Source organism: Psittacicella hinzii (genome assembly GCF_003585885.1).
GTDB lineage: Bacteria > Pseudomonadota > Gammaproteobacteria > Enterobacterales > Psittacicellaceae > Psittacicella.
Map to the genome: position 1 here is coordinate 1 of NZ_NRHC01000011.1, position 19,940 is coordinate 19,940.

Below are 19,940 nucleotides of genomic sequence, written 5' to 3' on the forward strand. Positions count from 1 at the left end.
TGATGCCGTTTTATTATCTTACATTTAGTAAAAATTAGTTACCTTGAGACGCTGGTAAGTTTTTCACATATGATTGTGCAATGTTCATACGTGCTTGTAAAAATGAAACTTTCTCTTGTAACGCTGTTAAATCAACGTTTTCAGTACCTGCTTGGTTAATTTGTTGATTTAAATAATCTTTAGCATGATTATACTCTTCAAAAGCTAATTGGTATTTACCATCAGCAAAGAAAATATCTCCCGCTAAAGTACGAGCGTCTACATACCAATCACCTTGAGCGATAGCGTGTAATCCAGGAATACCATCTTCACCTTGACCTAATTGTAATAACAGTTTTGCTTTAGTAATTGCAATTAACTCTGGTGATAATTCATTATTTGCTGGAATAGCATTCACTAGATCATAAGCTTTTTGATATTGACCTTGGTCAGCTAAGTATTTTGCTTGGTCTAAGATTCCTAAAGCTGCTAAAGCTTTTTTAGGGTGATCCTTAATATAATTTAAAAGAAGATTATTTCTTGTTTCAACACCTTCGCCTTGATTAGCCACGCTCATAATTTGTACATATTCTTGGTACTCTGCTTGTGACTGACGAGTTTGTTGATTTTTATACCAATTAATTCCAAAATATACCGCAAAACCAATTGCTACTGCAAAAAGGATCCATGGTAAATTTTTACGAAGTTTGGACATAAAAGACTGGAAGTCTTGTTCTTCGGTTGTATATGCCATTGAATAGTTCCTATTTAGATTTTAATATGTTCAACTAATTCAGATAAGATAACTTCTTTTTGTTCACCTGTTGCTAAGTATTTTAGATTTACAGCTTGTTTTGCAGCTAACTCTTCATTGATAATTAAAGCAATTGGTGAGCCTGATTTGTCAGCTTTAGCAAATTGTTTTTTCAATTTACCACCTGCTAAGTTATTTAGAACTTTAAAACCAGCATTTCTTAATAAAGAAGCAACTTGTAAAGTATAAGCTTGAACATTACCATCATTAATGATAAATACTTGTGCTGGAGGTGCAACTTCTTTACCATGAATCTCTTCAATTAATAGTAATAAACGTTCATATCCTAAACCAAAACCAAAACCTGGAGTTGCATGTCCTCCAAGGATTTCAACTAAGCGATCATAACGCCCACCACCACATACAGTAGCTTGTGCACCTAAACGTGTTGTTGTCCACTCAAACACAGTATCGTTGTAGTAATCTAAACCACGTACTAGTTTTGGATTGATTGTAAAGTTAATCCCGTTTACAGTTAGAATATTTTTTAGTTGCTCAAAGTATTCAATGCTTTCTTGATCTAAGAAGTCTTCTAACACTGGAGCATTTTGTAAAATTTCTTGCGTACCTGCATCTTTTGAATCAAGAATACGTAGAGGGTTTGATTCTAAACGTCTTTGTGAATCTGCATCTAGTTGTTCTTTATATTGCACTAGGTAATCATATAGCGCTTTACCAAATTGCGCACGAGCTTCGCTAGTACCGATATTATTAATTTCTAAATTAATATACTCAGATAAACCTAAAGCTTTCCAGAAGTCGTTAATCATAATTAATACTTCTGCGTCTAAAGCTGGGTTTTTAATCCCAAGTACTTCAACCCCTAACTGATGGAATTGACGATAACGTCCTTTTTGTGGACGTTCATAACGGAACATAGGACCAAAGTAATAGAGGCGTTGCTCTTGGTTATATGATAAACCGTGTTCGATACAAGCGCGCATAGTGCCCGCTGTACCTTCTGGACGTAAACTTACGCTTTCTTGGTCATTTGTTGTAAAAGAGAACATTTCTTTTTCAACAATATCTGTAGCTTCCCCAACTCCACGAGCAAATAGTGCAGTTGACTCTAGGTAAGGTGTCTTGATTTCACTAACATTATATTTGTCTAAAATCTCTAATAATGTTTTTAAGGTTTTATTAAAAATATATGTATCTTGTGGTAAAACATCATTAAAACCACGCAAACTTTTGATAACTTTAGTCATAAAATACTTTGTTCTTAAATTCTCTAGCGTCTTATAGTATACCAAAAAATGGTATAACAAAAAAGCCAGCTATCTTTACTGGCTTAATTTAAGTCTTTAATTTCTATACGATTTTTTTCAACCGCAACTCTTGCTCTAATCTTAGCTTCAAGTTGGTCAATCATTAGATCATTATCTAAACGGTCAATGCGTTTACCATCTTCATAAAAACCTGATTTACGCATACCACCAGTTACTCCCATATCAGCTACGAGAGCTTCACCTGGTCCATTTACCACGCAACCGATTATTGATACATCTAATGGTGTTAAAACATCTTGTAATCTATCTTCTAAAGCGTTTACTGTACCTATTACATCAAACTCTTGACGTGAACAAGTAGGACAAGCAATAAAATTAATGCCTCGCTTGCGTAAACCTAAAGATTTTAAAATTTCAAAACCTGCTTTTACTTCTTCCACAGGATCTGCAGCTAAAGAAATACGGATAGTATCACCTATACCTTCAGCTAGTAGCATTCCTAAACCAATTGCAGATTTTACTGTTCCTGAACGTAAGCTTCCTGATTCTGTAATTCCTAAATGTAAAGGAACCATAGGTAAAGCTTCCGCTAGTTTACGGTAAGAAGCTACAGCTAAATCAATATTTGACGCTTTAACTGAAACTTTAAAATTTTCAAAATTTAAACGATCAAGATAATCAACATGTCTTAACGCAGACTCAACTAGAGCTTCCGGAGTTGGTTCTCCATATTTTTCTTGGAGATCTCTTTCTAATGAACCTGCATTAATACCTATACGAATAGGAATATTTTTATCACGTGCAGTTTCTACTACACGGCGAATTCTTTCTTCGTTACCAATATTACCAGGGTTAATACGTAAACAGTCTACCCCATATTCAGCAACTTTTAAAGCTATGCGATAATCAAAATGAATGTCTGCAATTAGTGGTACTTCTACACTTTGCTTAATTTCTTTAAACGCCTCTGCGGCATCCATAGTTGGAATAGATACTCGTACAATATCTACCCCTACATCTTGTAAACTCTTAATTTGTGCTACCGTTGCTTCTACATCGGTAGTTCTAGTATTGGTCATAGACTGTACTGTAATTGGTGCATCACCACCTACAGCTACATCTCCTACCCAAATTTTTCTGGTAGGACGACGATCTTTTATAACTTTAAATTCACTACTCATATTTTCTATTTTAGTAATCTGATAATTTAGATTTACTCGTCGATATTATACCATATCTCCAAAATATCTTTTATTATCGCCACTAACCAAGAGTTTGCTTTACTAAAAATTACTTAGCTAAATGTTAAATGATCTTAACTAAAAAAAGCTTCGCTATGCGAAGCTTTTTTAGAAGACTATTTTAATTTAACATTTGTAATGTTACGCGCTGTAGGTAATTCTTGTTTTACCCCATTAATGTAAAGATATTTAACCCCTTTAACATTACCAATGCGTAAATCTGTATATTTTGTATCTACTTCAAATAAAGTATCTAAAGGAACTTTTAGTTCGCCCCAAGATGATTGAGAACTAGAGGTTTTTACTCCAATCCAGCTATCTGCACTTAATTTGATGTATACACCTTTTAAAGGTACTGCAGTACCATCTTCAGCTATCAGCTCAGTAGGTTCTGCCACAACTACAGGTTCTGCAACAGTTTCTTCTGCAGTTGAAGCTGTTGTTGTATCAGAAGCAGTTCCTTCTGTATTATTTGGGTTAGCCGTAGGAGCTAACTCTTGATTTGATTGTTCTTGTGTCACCTGTGCATTATTACTCTCAACAACCACAGGTGTAGGGTTTGATAATTGATTATCAACAAAAACTGATTTAACTACAACCGCACCAATTACAATTAAAATTAAGAGCGATAAAACTAAGAAAAATAGTTTTCTAGCACGCGACGGAGTATTAAAGCTACTATTTAGATGGCTATTACGTAAACTACTACTAGCACTGCGTTTAGCTTCAATTCCTGCTTCAGGAACTAATTTAGCAGCACGGTTTACTTGTTTAGCTGTATCTTCGAAAATCTGTTTATCTATTAAAGAATAATCATCTATGCCTAAGTAGTCAGCATATTTTTTTAAGTACATTCTTAAATAAACATTATCAAAATCTTCGATATTAGTAAAATGGTTTTGTTCAAAAGCTTTTAATACGCGAGTATTAATGTGAATTTTTTTGTTGATCTCTTCTAGAGATTCACCTTTTTCATTACGCTTTTGCTTTAAATAAGTTCCAAAATTCTCTGGGGTAAGAGTTTGGAGTTCTGTTTGATCTTCTAATGTTGAAAGATTTTCTACTTTATTATTTTCCAAAGAGGTCATAGTAAAACTTAAAAAAATAACTTGTGTCCAGACCTAGGTCTTAACATACGCAAAAGTACTAATCACTATCCATTACTATATAAAAATGGATATCACATAAAAAATTAAAGAAATATCTTATCTTCAGATAATAAAACATTTCTTTAACATTATACCAATAATTACTATAACTTTTAAAAGAAAACTAACAAAAATTAATATTTTTCTAAAATATTTGCGCTAAAAGACTTAGATATCGCTTCTTTAATTAGCTTTTTCTAAAAAGTTATCATTTGTTAAAGCAAAATTGTAAGTTGAACAAATATCTGCCAGTAAATAAAAACTTCCCATAATTACTAAATTTATAGGCTCACTTGCTAAAGCAAGCTTAGTTAGTTTAATGTTTACTTGCCCTTCTAAGCTGTTTTCATCTACTATCTCGTCTACTATCTTGCCAATATTGCTTGACTGAACTTTAGAGAGCTGTTTGATATCTCTAGAGATATTCTTTTCATTTCTCTCAACTAAGCTTTTATATAAACAACTTTCAAGCGCTTGAGTTAAAGATTCAACTGTTTTAACTGAATAGTTAGCTGGTAAACGATTTAGTTGTTGTTCTAGAGTAACACCTCTAAGCTCATGCTTTATCGGCAGTAATATTATCTCCGCATTTACATCAAGAGCTTTAATTTGCTCAAGACAAGAAGTTATATCTTTTTCTAAACCAAACGAAAGCAGATAAATGTTTTTACCAGTAAAAGAAGCTAACAATTTCTGACATGTTTGCTTTACAGCAGCCGGATTATGTCCAACATCAAAAATTACATTAATTTGCTCTAATGGTAAATCTATTAGGTAATTTAAAGTTTTACTAAAAAACTCTTTTTTACCATTCTTATTTAAGACAGAAAAACGCCCATAAAGTTTTATACTTTCTATAGCTTTATGAAAAAAGTCAGCTTCTCCCTTAACAAGAGGAGTTAAATTTAAGTGTTGTAGAGCCCAAGAAAAGCAATTAGGACTACGTAATTCTAGAGATCCTCTAGTTATATTGCTTCTAGACTTAGTCGTAAAATCATTTAATCTACCTAAACTAAATCGCTCTTTTACACCTATTCTTACGTCTTGTTCTTCTTTTAAAGTAAAGAGATAATTGTACGCGGTGATACCTGCTTGCAAGTTAGAAAGCACATAATTACTTTTACCAGCTAAAGTTTTAACTATATCCTTAGGAAAGAGTTTAAGAAAATCTAATTGCTCTTTAATTTCTTGAGCAAGATAACTTTCATCTGCCAAGTAAATAACTTTACCAGCTTTACGAGCTATCGCAATTTTATTCTCTGCAATTTCCTTATGACTATTTCCGAGCATATTTATATGATCTAGATCTACGCTCGTAATAACTGCAAGATGAGCATCTAAAGTATTGGTTGCATCTAATAATCCGCCAATCCCCACTTCTTGAATTAAAACATCTACCTCAAAAAGGTAAGCAAATAATTGAGCTAGTAGAGTATTTTGTTGAGAAAAATTAAAATATACCTCATGACTTTGCTCTGTTTGTGATAGAAACAAAGCTAACAGATCTTCAAGGATTTTAAAGCCCCAAAGATAAAAATTCTCGGCTATCTTTTCTCCATTAAATAAAATTCTTTCACGGTAGTCTAACAAGTGTGGACTGGTTAAAGTTATTACCTGCAAATCTTTTAAAAGAGAAGTTAAAAATGCGCAAGTAGTCCCTTTACCATTAGTCCCACCAACTGTTATAACAAATGGAAGTGAACTCTTTGTTTTTACCAAAGTTGCATCTGTTCTACTTGCATTAAAAATGTCCACATTGTTAAATGCTTGTGGTGAAATTCTTTGAATAATTAGATGTAACTTTTGCTCTAATTCTTGGGTAACAAGATATTGATCTTTTTGCTTATCTTGTAAGGTCTGCTGTAAAAATGAAAGATATTTTTGGAGATCGATAGAAGCAAGAAAATTATCTTGAGGCAGCAAGTCCTTTTGACAAATCAATAAAGTTAATAACTTACGATTAACTTCTGACAAAAGATCTCTTTCACTTACTAAATTTCTAGATCTATTTAAATTCGCAACTAAACTGTATACTTGCCAAGTTAAAACAAAAATACGAATTAACTGGGAAATTCTGGTCAAATCTTCAATTTGCGGAGAAGATTTTGCCGTTAATGACTTATTAACAAAGTCATTTAATGATATTTGTTTGTTCATGTAGATCAATATCTAAACTTTCAATAAACTGGGTTATAATAATCTTTAGGAATTTTTACAGAAAAAGCTTACAAGCAAAAGGTAGCTTTCAAGTAAGTAGCAAACCCTATCATGACTATAAAAAAAATAAAAAAAATTAAAAGCAACAAAACGACTACAACAGAAAAGGTAGTAGCTAAACCAACCCATAAAGATAAATTAGCTTATGGCGTTCCTAATCTAAAAGCTATAGAAAAGTATTTTGATTCACATCAAGAAAACTTTACTAAGTCAATGAGAGCTATCTCTAACCAAGTTATAGCTAACCCTGATATCTTACGTGATAATACTTTAGCCTCTTGTGCGAAAAAACTAAACATTGGTGAAGTTTCTATAATGCGCTTTTGCAAGCTTCTGGGATTTAAAGGGTTTACTGATTTTAAAAAGTATTTTATCGACCATTTCTTCGATATCCCTAAAAAAGAAATAAATCCAGATGACATCTATGATTTAGATGTTAATACTAAATCAAATCCTGCAGATGTACTTACAAAAGCAACAAATTACTTAGCTTCTGTTTCTCTAGAAACTAAACACAAACTGTCTTCACAAATAAATATCTTAAGCAAAGCTGCAGAGCAAATTTATGGTGCGCGTAATCTTCTTTTAATTAGTACAGAAGCTAATCGCTTTTTAATTGAAGAGATTGCCTATCGTTTTAATACAATTGGTATTATGGCGATTTGCGCTTCAAGCCCTGCTGATATAATCAGTAAAGCTTGTCTTCTTCATAAAGGTGACGTTGCTATTGCGGTACAAAGTTCAGGCTACAATAAGGATATCTTAAGCATAATCTCGCTTTTACAAAAGCAAAGAGTTTTTACTATAGGGATGTGTAATGACGCCCGTGCTGATCTTAGTGTAAAAGTCGATTTAGCTTTTACCTCAAGTGGTACTTATGATAAAAACTATCATAACCTCCAGGATAGCATTTATACCCGTGTTAGCCAATTATTAATTTTTGAGTGCATTATCGGGCTAGTAACAGCTTTAGATATTCAACGTTCAACTAATAGTCGTTTAAACAACCTCAACGCTTTAGATCTATTAAACCAGAGTAAAAAGCGTTAGTCTGAGACAACATTTTATATGACGTTAAATGATACTTGGTACACTGGCTTTGTACTCTATAAAGAGGACTATGGGAATAATACGGTTAGACTATACTTTCTTAGCTTAGAGCAAGGATTAGTTCATCTCTATTGCAAAGGCGCAAATAGCAAAAGCTCAAAATTAGGTCCTGCTTTACAATATTTCTCTTTGCTACACTTACAAGTTGTTGGCAAAAAACTTAATTATATCAATAAAGTTGAAATTGAGAGTTTAGCAATTCGCTACCCTATTGAACAATTCTACTGTGCTTGCTATGTAAATGAACTCTTAATTAAGCTTCTCTCTACTGATTGCTATATGGCAGAGGAAGCTTTTGAGCTTTTTAACTTATATAAAGATACCATTTTAGAGTTATTTTTAGCGAATGATCATAACCAACAGAGTTTAACTTTACGTAAGTTTGAACTAAGCTTACTTAACTTTTTAGGGATACTACCGAATATTTCAAGAGATTATTTAAATAATGATATTGAAGTAAGTAAAAATTATTGCTTAGTTTCGGAACAAGGTTTTATTGATAGTAAAGAACTAGAGTATATGAATTTGCAATACCTAGAGCAGGAAGCCCAGTTAAGACAACAATGGGAGCAAAATCCAGATCAAGTTGATCCTCTAGCTATGCAATATTTAGAATTTCAGCATTTACAGTTACAGCAACAAGAAAAGCTAACTTTTACCGGAAAAAATCTCCACTTATTCAAAGAACTTTTCTTAGTTGAAGCTAATAACTACCCAACTAGTAATAAGCTAAATTCTCAAACTCTTGAGCAAGTAGATTTACAAAGCACAAGCTTCAATAATAAATTATTTAAAGTTAGAGTTGAAGTTGATCAGTGGCAACAAGTTATTACCCGTACCTCATATAAAAATGAGAGCTTTACAGAAGAAGATTTAGAAAAAGCTCTAGCTAATAAACTCAAAGAATTTGAAGCTTTACAAAAGTCTCAAACTAATGATGCTTTTGCGCAAAACTTTTATAACTATAAACTTTTTGCTCAACTTGATCAAAGCTCTCAAAGTTTATTTTTGCAACAGGCTGCTAACTTAAGTAGAACATTTTTAAATGTCTTACTCGGTAATCGTGTTATTAACGCACGAGAAAAATTAATAGAGTACAAAAAACTTTTACGCGATTTGGAAATTGCATAATTTTCGCGTATAATGGTATATTATGAAAAACTACGCAACGAGAGATTTACTTTACGTTAAAATGCTTATTTATCAACTAAGTATTTACACATCGTTGCGTCGTCTTAGATACCTAAAAATGCTATAATATGGTATCTTTTTAAAAACATGTTACTAAATTGTTAACAAAATTGTAGTTCAATTTTAACTTTAATAAGGCTAAATTTATGTATGGTAAGTTAACCAAAACAAAGATTAAAGAGGGCGTTAAAAGAGCATTGGAAAAAGGGGTAAGAGTACGTTTATCAGACGGTAATGCTCTCTTTCTAGAAATACCTCCAAAACAATTGGGCAGAGGTACTTGGTACTATTATACACGCGTTAATGGCGTGACTAAGAGAATTAAAATCGGAGATTATGTCTACGATAGTAATCTAGGCATGTCCGTAGAAGAAGCTCGCGAGGCTACCTATTTAAAACGAAAAGAGGTACAAGAAAATCGCGAGCTATCTATTTATCCGACAGTGGCTGAACTTAGTCAATACTATATTTCATCAAAAGAGAAGAAACTATCAGAAAATTCTTTAAAAACTTATAAATATTTAGATAAGAAACTTAAAGAGATCTCTTTAAGTAACATAAAATCGATAGATCTCAAACCTAGCTTATTACGTGAAGAGTTTAAAAAATTGTCAAATAGTGGTGCTAGGGTTATGAGATCTATATATAATTATCTCCTATCAGTGTTATCTTTTGCGGCAAAAGAACAGTTAATAAATCCAATTGAGCTACCTGATTACAGTAACTTACTTTTTGAAGATCATAAAGTTAAATCACACAACGCGCTTGAGTTTTCTCAGATGAGTGATTTTATTAATCATATAATAAATGGCGATTTTAATTATGACCAACTTCGTCTAACTGTGTTAATTATTTGCACGGCTTGCAGGATGAAAGAGGTGCAAAATCTAAATTTAGATGAGTTAAAAGGTAACTGGTGGATAATCCCAGAAGAGAGAATGAAAGCCAAAAGAGAACATCAAATATACTTAGTTGATGAACTCAAACCTTTATTTTATGAGTTTAATAGTGGTTATGTAGATCGAAATATAACTAAGCCCTTTAATTGCACATTTCACGGCTTTAGAACTACGTTTATGACCACAATGTATCAGAGATATCCTAATTATGAAGCGGCGCTATCTGCTTGTATTGCACACGGTAAAAAAGTAGTTAACCAAGCCGATAAGTTTTATAACAGATATGAGTTTCAAACAGAAAAAGAATTTCTCTTTAAAGAATGGTTTAAGCTCTTAGTTGAGAATACAAATATTTTGAAGTTAATCGATAAACTTAAATAGGTGAAGAATGTTAAGAATATTAATTATTGAGGGCGCTGATAAGGTAGGTAAGTCTTACTTTATTGACAAATTGCAAACAGTGCTAATGGGTATCAATGTCCATGTTGTGTCAGACTTAAAACAAGATTTAATCTTTACCAAGTGGCTACGTGATTACATTGGCAATGGTAACATTAAAGAGCTTAACCCTTTAAGTCAAGCTATTCTTTTCGGAGTAGCTGGCAATAATAACTTGCATTTTGATTTGCAAAGAATTGCCGAGGAATTAGAGGTGGGTAATCGTGAAGATGAAAAGCATTTATTTATCTTAGATAGATCTGCCATTTCTAGTGTAATCTATACTTTAGCAAATCATATCAGTGAACAAATTAAGATAACAGATCAGGATCTAATTAATCCAGATAATTCTGACTCCCTCAACTTGTTTGATATGGACAAAATTAATCTAATGATTGAACAACCCCATATCAAGCGCACGCTTGACTTCATAAGAGAGTTGAGAAATAAAGAGTTAAGTTTTAAAACGAGGTCAGGCAAAGTTGCATATTGTCCGGGGCTCTTGTTTATTAAAACAGAATTAACTGGTGTACAACTACAAAGATTAAAAGGATCATCTGATTATTATGAAGATGAACAAAAGCAGATAATAGTATCTCTTTTATTTAAGAACTACATACACAACCATAGAGCAAGAGCGCTCAATAATTTAGTACCGAAATATGGGTGTGAGTTTAATAATTTATTGTTGCAAAAATTAAACAACAAGAACTTAGTCACAGACGTAGTCGTTGATAATTGTTTTTCAACGCACACAGGAGATGAGTTCTCACTAATTTGTGCAATGCAAAAATATGGTACTAACACACTGGAGTGTGTTGCTGACGTCGCTGAAGTGCTTAACTCTGAAAACTTTTGGGACGATAAGCTTTTAGGATTATAATGTTCTAGCCTTTAGTTCTTATTTTATCTTGGTGGTCAATAAGAACTAAATTTTAATGCCTACTTTTTCAAGTAGGCATTTTTTTATTGCTTAAAATAATTTTGTTAGCTTTAGTTGGATTTTTTAGCCTTAGCTTTCTTAGCTTTATCCTCTTCGGCTTTTCTCAAGGCAAGCTTATACAGATCTGTAATAAACTCCGGAGCATACTCACGTACTTCATCATAGAACTCATCTGCTTCTTTACCAACTAAATCCTGAAGTTTCTTCTCTTTCACTCTTAAGGTCAGATAGCTTTCGAAGTGGTTCAGAGCTTGCGCTAAATTTAACGCAACTTCTTGATTTTTAAGGATATCCTCAATTTTGTCAGTTGCGGTAACGTTGTTTAGTAAGCAGTACTTGTAAATTTCGCTAGTATTTGGTAACTTGTCAGGTTTATTTTTGTACTCACGTGCTTCTAGTAAAAACTGACGTTCTAATAACTGATCAGAGAAAGTGTTACGTGTTTGCGTAACCCACTTATCCGCGCGTTCGCGGATAATACGCATAGCTTCTTCCACTGCTGAAGAGTTAACATAACTTAAGTACAGTTCTCTTTCCTCTTCAGTTTGCACATACTGCTGAAGATCTCTATCCCAGTGGGCAAAATCGTCCTCAATGTATGGCTTAGGTGGTAGTGAGGGATAACCCTCTCTATCAGGTTGAACATACTCCAGATTACTTAAGTAGTAATCATAATCATCTTCATCAATTTCTAAACTTGTTAAAGTTGGCGCTAAGGTGGTGCCATTTGTTTTGTGAAATTGATTTGTATCTGGGTCATACCAATATTTAACTTCAGTCATAGTTCTCCTTTATCAAATTTAAAATCCAATTGCAAACCAAAGAAAGCTAACTCTATTATTGCTTAGCGTTTCTTTAACGTAAAAAGTAAAGCCCTCTTTATCGTTTAAGTTACTATCTTCATCAAGGTAAACCTCTGTTTTGCCGGCTTTACTTGCAAATGGTGAAAATAACACAAACATACACTGGTTATCAAATGCCTTGGTGAAAGTAACTCGTTTTTTAGTATTTACTGGATTAACATCAGAGTATAAACCTTTTTTTATAGTTAGCCCGCCGGGTTTTGATGAAAATTGCTCATTAGTACCGTTTGGTTTTTGTTTTGCGCTTATAGTTGCTTCAGAGTTGTAATTTCTTGGACTATTTTCAAAGAAAGCAAGAGCTAGAAGTACTTGCTTTAATACGTCCATAGTTACTAGCTGATTACTTTCATTATTAAGATCTGCTGAACTTTTACCAGTCTGATAAATGGTTAGATCCTTTAAGAAATGTTCTGGACTATGGTTCTGTCCAGAATTAGCTGTGCGCTGTGCATAGATTGCTGGTAGAGCATTCTCCCATGTGTAGTCAGTTGTCCAGATATTCTTGTAATTACTCTTTCCTGTGTCAGTGATGTAATTTAAGCTCTTATAATTACTATCAAAAAATACCTGCCCCTCTAGGTTGGTAGCTGTATTGGGGGCTTGCATGGTTAATGAGTAAGTTAAACCTGCTTTAAAAGTATCAAATACATCAATAGGATTATGATCTGATCCTATAATCTCTAATAATCTAATCGCCATTTAAATCCTTAATTTGTGTAGTAAACGGTAAAATTTACTCTTGCAGAAATAGGTTTGTTTTCTAAGTCTACAGTAGTCGCCTTAAAAGTTCTCTTATTGCTACTTACGTCGTCATCATAACGTACATAAGCCTGTGCATTGCTTGGGTTTGTGTTAGTTATTTCAGTTCTTAAAATGTTTACCATTTCAGTTGAACTTACAACTAAAGTGCCCTCTCCTTTGCTATTTGTAACAATCGATAAGCCTTGAGTTTTCTCTTCTACGGTTGTGCTATTTCTAATAACCTCAATAGCGGTAAGGTCGTAAATAAGTGAGTTTAAATCTTCTTTAGCTCCATATTTAAGACCTAAGGCTAAGTTATCCTTATCCAGATAATACCCACTAGTGCTTTTGGTGGTTATTACTTTTTCAACATTTACCCCGCCAATTGTTACCCCTCTAAGTAAAAGCTCATCACTATTTTTGATTAAATCTTGTTCACTCTTATCTAGACTTTTAAAAGATACAACTGACTTGTAATCCCCAGCCATAGCAAAGTTATCTGGATCTCTCCAGGAGCGATTGTTAACGGATTTTATGCGATAAGTTTTTACCCTGTCGCCTGTAAAAATAGCTCTGTAAGTTGCTGGAGAAAATGCAACTGTTCTGATCTTAGTATTGTTTTCACGATGATAAGGTCGTCCACTATTGCCCGGCACAGTTAAACGCGAAATATCAATAACATAGTTAGGTATATTAACCTGTGTAGTGTTATTGCTCTTTATACTAACTGACCCCTTTTTAAAATATTGAAAATCATAAACATTGAAACATCTGAACTCGTATGCGTATTTTTTCTTTGATAGTTCACTAACGCTGAAAATTGGAGTTTGCACTTGAGTTCTAACTTCTTGATTATTCCATAGAATGGTGTACTTTAAAAAGCGCCAATTGGTACTCGTTTTGTCCAGTATTATCCAGTCAGGTTTAGCTTCGTTATCATTAACTAGCATAATTTGCGCTGAGGTGCCATTAATATCCACTTTAGCTTCTGGTGCGTTGCCAGAGATATTAAAATCAACCTCTTCAACAAGCTCATACTCTTTTCCAATTAAGCTAGAATATTCTACTTTGTAAGATTTACTCTCCCTTAAACGTAGCACATCAAAAAGATCGTACTTAAACGTAATAGAAGAGCTTTTAGTCGAGAATATACTTTTGTCCGTCTTAATGGTTACATCGTTCAATTTGACCCTTATATTTGCAAATAAAGGCACATTAACAACCTGATCATTGCTTGGTGTATTAATCTCTAATTTGTTATTACCCCTTACGCTGTTATGAACATATAACTGTGCGTATTGGGTATCAACTTTAGCGTAAAAAGAACAGTCAATAATGCCCCAGTCATCATTCTTGTAATTCTTAGGTAATAGTTGATTAATAGCACGATTAACAGGTACAACTTTACAATACAGAGGTCGGTAATAGTAACTTACGCCGTCGATGTCCTTACTTAAAAGAGAGCTCTGAAGTTTTAAAATTTCGATCTCATTTGCTGAAAAGGTTGCATTTATGCGTGCAGAATTACTTTTGCTTACATCAATAACAACTATCTTGTTATTGCTTTCAGTTAGAAGTTCGCTCGCATTAGTACGTAAGTTTTTAGGGTCAGAGCTGAACATTAATTTAACGTTTTCTATGTTCTTCTCATTGATTACATCTGTAAAGTTAACAGAGGTAGAAATGTTAATGTTTGAACGGGTAGATTTCTTTGTAACAATACTTAGATTATTAATCTTAGGTTTGCTAGGTACTAAGCTAGGTATGTTAATTTTGTAATCAAATTTTAAATAACCAGACTGGTTAATTGTGTCATTAATTACTGGATAGATTAAAATTTCAGTATCAGTCACTGGTAAACTTTGATCGCAAACAAAAATAATTTTGTTAGTGTCTGTTATCCCACTAAATAGTGCGCTTTGAGTTTTCTTATTACTAACTAACACGCGGTAGTTAGTACCGTCTCCTCGTGACTGATCGCTCCATGTAATAGTAAGTTTAACTTGACCATTACTTAGAGATAAATTAGCTTTAGCACTGCTAAGATTACTAACTTGCATTTGTAATCCGTAGTTGTTAGACTCGGTTGTGAAACCTATATCAACCTTACCGTCTACAACGTCAAACTTGACATTACTATATTTTTGTGCTTGGTAAGTAATTGTATGGTCAGGGCTAATCGATTTGCTAATAATACGATAGTATGACGGGGTGAAGTTTGTGGTGTAAACCGTATAAGTATCGTAGACTTTTGGCGGTGGTGCTTCAGTGATATCAATGGTTACGTAATAACCTTTATCATCTTTTTGCAAATCGTGTAAGTCATAAGTTAAAAGATCTTTACCACTTGACACTTGAAGATAAATCTTTTTCTCTTTTTTAAGTTTATCGTCCAAGATATCAAAGTATAGATTTGCGGTGGTGCCATTTGTTGTGATTGCTTTAAAGCGACCATTAGCATACATACCTGAAACAATATAATCAGAGATTGCAACCACATCGCCAACCTCTACCATAATGCTGTCATAATTACCAGTAAAGCTTACCGTATTAGTTTCAAACTTCTCAACTGCTAAGATAAATTTTCCATAGCGTATTGCCTGCTCTTTGCTTGTGCAACCTGTTAATGTCACACTTTTTGAAGCACGATAATCGCTCGCGTTTTTACTATCATTTACGAAAACTGAACTCGTGTTATAGTCATTATCTGGATCGCTATATTTAACCTCAACTCTCTTGTTACGTGTACGTAATGCTGAACCTTGGTAGGTAAATTTACCATTAATTACGTTTGAGTTAGCAAACATATAAACATGGCTTTGCGGTCGCTCTATGAGCATTTTAATTCCGGTATCGCTATCTACGATATTGGCACGACATTCCCCCGCGATCTGATTGATAATGTTAAACGCTTTAGCTGTCTTTGTAATTACCCCGTTGAACGTCCATCTCGGTGTACCGTCAACTAACTCATCACAGTATTGTGCACAGTTATAAAAGCTCCATTTATCAACTTTATCTATTGGGATTTGTGCGCCTAAGCCAATGTAAAGATCTGTTAATAAATCGTAAATTATCCACGCAGGGTTGTTTGTCCAGTCAATCTTAAATTTACCGTCCCATTCTCCAGTGTATTGACGAGAATAAGGATTATAGTTAGTAGGTATTTTTACAAGACGCCCATAGATATGAAATTTTCTAGTTGGTTCTTTGGTATAGCTTTTATTGTCCCACACACTAGTAACATAAGCTAAGGACGGGTACGACGGAGTATATTCTCTAACGGCTTGAACCCTGCTAAATTTCAACGGGTTAGAGCGGTTTGTGTCGTCTTCAATCTCTTCATTTTCACGGTAAACTGTGATAGTTAAAGGATATTCTTCATCACTTGTGACGTAGTACTTAAAACTAAATTCCTTATCATTGGTCCACTTGCCTGTAATGGTGTCTTTGAAAAGAGTATATTTTTCCCCTTGTGCATTAGTTACTTCAATTTTTGCTTTGACTTCTGCGTCAATTAACTGTGGGATTAACAAAACTACTTCAACATAAGAAGCGTTAGGGTAATTAACTGTTACAACTGCTGGGGTATCTTGATGAACGCTTTTATCTACTTTCTTAGTTACACTAGGGTAGTTATTTAAGTAAGGTATACTTTGGGTTGCCCAGCCGTGCACTAACTCACTTTGCACATTAGGCAACATTTTGATACCTTTAGCGTTCAAGATAGGTGTGTCATCGATGTAAATACTTCTATGCCCGTCAACTAATCCGCCGATAGGTCCAATAGATAAAACATCTATCACATTCTCCTGTTGCACTAAGGTATTGGTTGGGTAATCTATCTTAGGCGTAACGCTTCGCTTAAATAATCTAGCAACTAATTTCGAACCTTTAGAGGTGTCAGGTACAACTCTCTGCTCAACCTTTTCGACCCCACTAGGTATGTTTGCCTTAAAGCTTCTAACTAGTTTTGCTATCTGTGAGTTCTGTGAAAGAATTTCATTTAATACTCTTTTACCAGAGCGACTAATACTCTGGGTTAGGGTGATGTAACTTTTAATATCTAGTAGAATTTCATTCTGTTTTTCGTGGCTACCATTAAGGTAGCTAGCACGATAATAATCCAGTACGTGACTATTAAAATTTAAATTATTAAGAGCTAGTGCCCAACCGTAAAATTGAGAGAAATAAGCCCCCTCACTTTCGCTGTAAGATTGTAATTTTGCAAGCAGTTCCTGAACATCTTCGCGCTTATCAAATGCTTCCTGCGCTTCTCTAACCAGCACATTAATTAGGTATTGCGTCACGTTAATAAAAGCTTTACCATACTCACTGTAATAGGTAAAACTAAAACGTTCTTTAAAGAAATCTAAGGCGTCAGGTTCTGAAAAGCGCAAAATATCATCAACTTGCTCAATATACTGAACTGCAATTTTATACAATTCTTTATAAGGTGGCTCTTTACTAACCTTAATTTTGTAAGGAGATAGATGTAAGCTTTTAAAAGCTAATTCTCTCTCGTTTAACTTCTGAAATAAATCATCATTTTGTACCTCAGACATTATAAGGTTCCCCCTAACTTAACGTAATTCTTCTTAGCTTGTGCAAATGTTTTTCCACTTTTTCCGTCTTCGCCAATCTGGTAGTACGCCTGTGCAATTGCTAACTCTAAGTATGCTTCTACTTTCTGAAAAGTCTCATCTTGTGTCAGATCTTCAAAAGCAAACTGGGCACTAATTAAGTCCTTAGTTGGGTGAAGCCAGTAACGGGTATAAGTATACCTATGTATAGATTGCCCCCCAGATTTATCATTGTATCTCCCATAAACAATGTAAGAATATTGTTCTGTTGAGATTTCATAACTATAGTAGCTATTGCCATTAATCTTACTATTACGCTGATTTTGAGTTTGTGTTAAATGGGTGGCGCTTCTATTATGATATCTCTTAATATTCTCATCTTTGTATACGGTTACATCAATACGATAATCTTGATATTTCTTTTCAAGCATAGTGGCTCGTTCATTGCTTAGCTTTCTTCTTTCTTGCTCTTCGATAGCAATGCTTGCGAAGTCAATCGTACGCTGATGTGCGCTGTATAAGTCGGCGTAGTTTACTTTTTCTTCTTCACTTTTACCAGTGTTAATTTTCTCTAACAATTTAGTTTCTGCTTGAGTTTGTTCAGTGCTAGGTTTGCTTAAAATCTGACTATTTAAGTGCTTAGATAACACAACCGAACCGGTCTTAATTTTGCCGTAAACGATAGGGATAGTTTTGCCCTCTATATCATTTTTCATGTTATTTGTAAAGGCGTCTTTACCCTCGCCGTCTTCGTCGTTATTCTGTGTAGTGGAGTCAGTTCCTTTTTTCTTTAAGCCTAAAATACTTTTGAAGACATTTACCACGCCCTTAAAGAGGTTCTTAACTCCTTTCCAAATTTTGCCAAGAAAGCTAGCCGTATAAACTGGGATAATATGCAGTTCATCTTGATCCTTTAAGACAACATCAACATCTTCTAATGGCGTTAAGCTGTCGTTTAAAAGGTAGATAAATACTATACCCGCCCCCTGCATGCGTTTAAATTCATTTTTAAAGCCTTTATAACGACATTCAAGGCATTCTGCTAGTTCTCCTATTGATCTAATATTTACGTCGCAATACGGGGCAAATTTGCGTGCTAAATGGCTGTATAGTTTCACTCTCATAATCTACTCCTTGAAAATATAAATATTCTCTTTCTTGGTTACCCGCTAAAAACAGATACCAACCCTCGCTCGAGAATTGCATTTGAGCGTAATCTTTTTCAGAAAATTCTAATTTACCCTTAGCAGGATGAGAGTGAACAATTGCTTTGAGCGTACCATTCTTAACGTGCTCGAAATACTTCTGTGTAGCAAAATAAGCTTTATCTTCTTCAGGATCATCTGCTGTGACATCAAGCAATTCTATAGATCCGTTTTGTATGTTCTCAATAACCAACACACTGATTTCTCCATTTGGATATTTATCTGCTAAGGCTTGTAATTGCTCTGCTTGCTCTTTACTCAGTTCCAACTTCAACCCCTCGAAATCTGTCTGTATTATTTAATTCTTTACAACGTTTAAATGTTTTATTGCATTCTGTTTCCTCCCCAACATATGCACAATCACGATCTCCTAAATCATTAGGACATAGCTCACGGCAATCTATTGGAGGTAAGGTTCTCTCTTGGTCTAAGTAAGTAACAATCTCTAACACAAGTTTATCCACATCGTATGAGCTAAACGCACTGATTTGAAATTCTTTAGACCATTCTGGGGACTTAATAATTAAGTTATCTTTGTAGATAATAGTTACTTTTACACTTCCGCCGATGAAGTTGTCATGCAATGCAAAAAGTGAAGCAAACCTTTGGTTAAGGTTACTTAATTGAACTTTGTTTTTACTGTTGCTAGCAATCTCTTCCTGCAAATTACTAAACTTAACGTTAAACGGTTTATATGGGGTTCCGTTGTAATTTAGAACCCCATTCCCTGCGTCGTAGTTAGTTAACCACATGTAAAAGTGTTCAAAATCTTCGTTTAATGTTGTCTTAGCAAATCTTAGATAAATATCAAATAAGAAAACTAAAGGCGCTCTGACCACTAATTAACTCCTTTAAACTTAAACGCAATAGAAGCCTCAACGGCATTCTTTTGCGTTACAGTTGAAACTCCATCACATACCACTACGTATTCCTCCCTCTTGCCTAAGACCATAGGGCGAACGATAAAGCTAGTTCCATCCTTGTAGTGTCTAAGTAAGAAATCCCTAACTTTTATAATCTCTTCCACTCTGTGGTTCATCGTTGCACTTATTTTGATACTTGGACCATGAGGGTCTTGAGAATACCTTTCAGAGTAACCAAAACCATAATCATGCTCTTTGGTAGTATTCTCATGACTAAACGATACGCCATTAGGTAATTCCCAAGCAAATACTTCTAATTCTTGATTACTCATCTACTTTCGTACCTCGTTGATCTACGATAAAAATATCAAAGTTTCCGTCATCATCGCCTGCAACCTGAACTTCTGCATCAGGCAAATTGTTATACACTGTAATATTTACATTCTTACTAGTAATATTTAACTTCTTATTCATGT

The 19,940-nt window shown here is 34.1% G+C and carries 17 protein-coding genes; 4 read left to right on the plus strand and 13 right to left on the minus strand.

Annotated features, from left to right (window positions below):
- Nucleotides 1-34: 34 nt before the first annotated feature.
- The 5 genes from CKF54_RS00780 to CKF54_RS00800 all read right to left on the minus strand — a co-directional run bounded on the left by CKF54_RS00780 (nucleotide 35) and on the right by CKF54_RS00800 (nucleotide 6,568).
- Nucleotides 35-733 (minus strand): YfgM family protein, encoded by a 699-nt coding sequence (locus tag CKF54_RS00780; RefSeq protein ID WP_119524379.1) that lies wholly within the window; start codon nucleotides 731-733, stop codon nucleotides 35-37.
- A 14-nt stretch (nucleotides 734-747) separates the two neighbouring features.
- Nucleotides 748-2,001, minus strand: a complete 1,254-nt coding sequence (gene hisS, locus CKF54_RS00785; RefSeq protein WP_119524381.1) for a histidine--tRNA ligase — start codon at nucleotides 1,999-2,001, stop codon at nucleotides 748-750.
- 83 nt (nucleotides 2,002-2,084) lie between these two features.
- Nucleotides 2,085-3,203 (minus strand): flavodoxin-dependent (E)-4-hydroxy-3-methylbut-2-enyl-diphosphate synthase, encoded by a 1,119-nt coding sequence (gene ispG, locus CKF54_RS00790; RefSeq protein WP_119524383.1) that lies wholly within the window; start codon nucleotides 3,201-3,203, stop codon nucleotides 2,085-2,087.
- Between the two features lie 176 nt (nucleotides 3,204-3,379).
- Nucleotides 3,380-4,351: a helix-turn-helix domain-containing protein gene (locus CKF54_RS00795; protein WP_119524385.1), complete on the minus strand. Its 972-nt coding sequence runs from the start codon at nucleotides 4,349-4,351 to the stop codon at nucleotides 3,380-3,382.
- Nucleotides 4,352-4,594: 243 nt separating this feature from the next.
- Nucleotides 4,595-6,568, minus strand: a complete 1,974-nt coding sequence (locus CKF54_RS00800) for a Mur ligase family protein (RefSeq protein WP_119524387.1) — start codon at nucleotides 6,566-6,568, stop codon at nucleotides 4,595-4,597.
- A gap of 111 nt (nucleotides 6,569-6,679) precedes the next feature.
- Here CKF54_RS00800 and CKF54_RS00805 point away from each other — a divergent pair, with 111 nt between their 5' ends.
- The 4 genes from CKF54_RS00805 (at nucleotide 6,680) to CKF54_RS00820 (ending at nucleotide 11,149) form a co-directional block, all read left to right on the plus strand.
- Nucleotides 6,680-7,678 (plus strand): MurR/RpiR family transcriptional regulator, encoded by a 999-nt coding sequence (locus CKF54_RS00805; RefSeq protein WP_119524388.1) that lies wholly within the window; start codon nucleotides 6,680-6,682, stop codon nucleotides 7,676-7,678.
- 18 nt (nucleotides 7,679-7,696) lie between these two features.
- On the plus strand, nucleotides 7,697-8,869 hold the full coding sequence (locus CKF54_RS00810) for a DNA repair protein RecO (RefSeq protein ID WP_119524389.1): 1,173 nt from the start codon (nucleotides 7,697-7,699) through the stop codon (nucleotides 8,867-8,869).
- Between the two features lie 206 nt (nucleotides 8,870-9,075).
- Nucleotides 9,076-10,209, plus strand: a complete 1,134-nt coding sequence (locus CKF54_RS00815; RefSeq protein ID WP_119524390.1) for a tyrosine-type recombinase/integrase — start codon at nucleotides 9,076-9,078, stop codon at nucleotides 10,207-10,209.
- A gap of 7 nt (nucleotides 10,210-10,216) precedes the next feature.
- Nucleotides 10,217-11,149: a hypothetical protein gene (locus CKF54_RS00820; protein WP_119524391.1), complete on the plus strand. Its 933-nt coding sequence runs from the start codon at nucleotides 10,217-10,219 to the stop codon at nucleotides 11,147-11,149.
- Nucleotides 11,150-11,259: 110 nt separating this feature from the next.
- On the opposite strand, the gene CKF54_RS00825 is transcribed toward CKF54_RS00820, so the two are convergent.
- From CKF54_RS00825 to CKF54_RS08110, 8 genes are read right to left on the minus strand one after another with little or no spacing between them, the layout of a single operon-like run.
- The gene (locus CKF54_RS00825) at nucleotides 11,260-11,991 is read right to left on the minus strand and encodes a hypothetical protein (protein WP_119524392.1); all 732 of its coding nucleotides are present in this window, start codon (nucleotides 11,989-11,991) and stop codon (nucleotides 11,260-11,262) included.
- Between the two features lie 18 nt (nucleotides 11,992-12,009).
- Nucleotides 12,010-12,771 carry a hypothetical protein gene (locus CKF54_RS00830; protein ID WP_119524393.1) on the minus strand — a complete coding sequence of 254 codons (762 nt, stop codon included), beginning with the start codon at nucleotides 12,769-12,771 and terminating at the stop codon, nucleotides 12,010-12,012.
- A gap of 8 nt (nucleotides 12,772-12,779) precedes the next feature.
- Nucleotides 12,780-17,378 carry a phage tail protein gene (locus CKF54_RS00835; RefSeq protein ID WP_119524394.1) on the minus strand — a complete coding sequence of 1,533 codons (4,599 nt, stop codon included), beginning with the start codon at nucleotides 17,376-17,378 and terminating at the stop codon, nucleotides 12,780-12,782.
- Nucleotides 17,378-18,520, minus strand: coding sequence for a MoaD/ThiS family protein (locus tag CKF54_RS00840; protein WP_147396796.1), 1,143 nt, complete (start codon nucleotides 18,518-18,520; stop codon nucleotides 17,378-17,380). The genes CKF54_RS00835 and CKF54_RS00840 overlap by 1 nt, the downstream gene beginning before the upstream one ends.
- Complete coding sequence (locus CKF54_RS00845) at nucleotides 18,456-18,869, minus strand: Mov34/MPN/PAD-1 family protein (RefSeq protein ID WP_222987463.1); 414 nt, start codon at nucleotides 18,867-18,869, stop codon at nucleotides 18,456-18,458. Before CKF54_RS00845 ends, CKF54_RS00840 begins: the two co-directional genes overlap by 65 nt.
- Entirely contained in the window at nucleotides 18,856-19,440 is a 585-nt protein-coding gene (locus tag CKF54_RS00850; RefSeq protein ID WP_119524397.1) for a hypothetical protein, read from the minus strand. The genes CKF54_RS00845 and CKF54_RS00850 overlap by 14 nt, the downstream gene beginning before the upstream one ends.
- Nucleotides 19,440-19,796: a phage tail protein gene (locus CKF54_RS00855; protein WP_119524398.1), complete on the minus strand. Its 357-nt coding sequence runs from the start codon at nucleotides 19,794-19,796 to the stop codon at nucleotides 19,440-19,442. The genes CKF54_RS00850 and CKF54_RS00855 overlap by 1 nt, the downstream gene beginning before the upstream one ends.
- Entirely contained in the window at nucleotides 19,789-19,938 is a 150-nt protein-coding gene (locus CKF54_RS08110; RefSeq protein WP_222987464.1) for a hypothetical protein, read from the minus strand. Before CKF54_RS08110 ends, CKF54_RS00855 begins: the two co-directional genes overlap by 8 nt.
- Nucleotides 19,939-19,940: the final 2 nt, after the last annotated feature.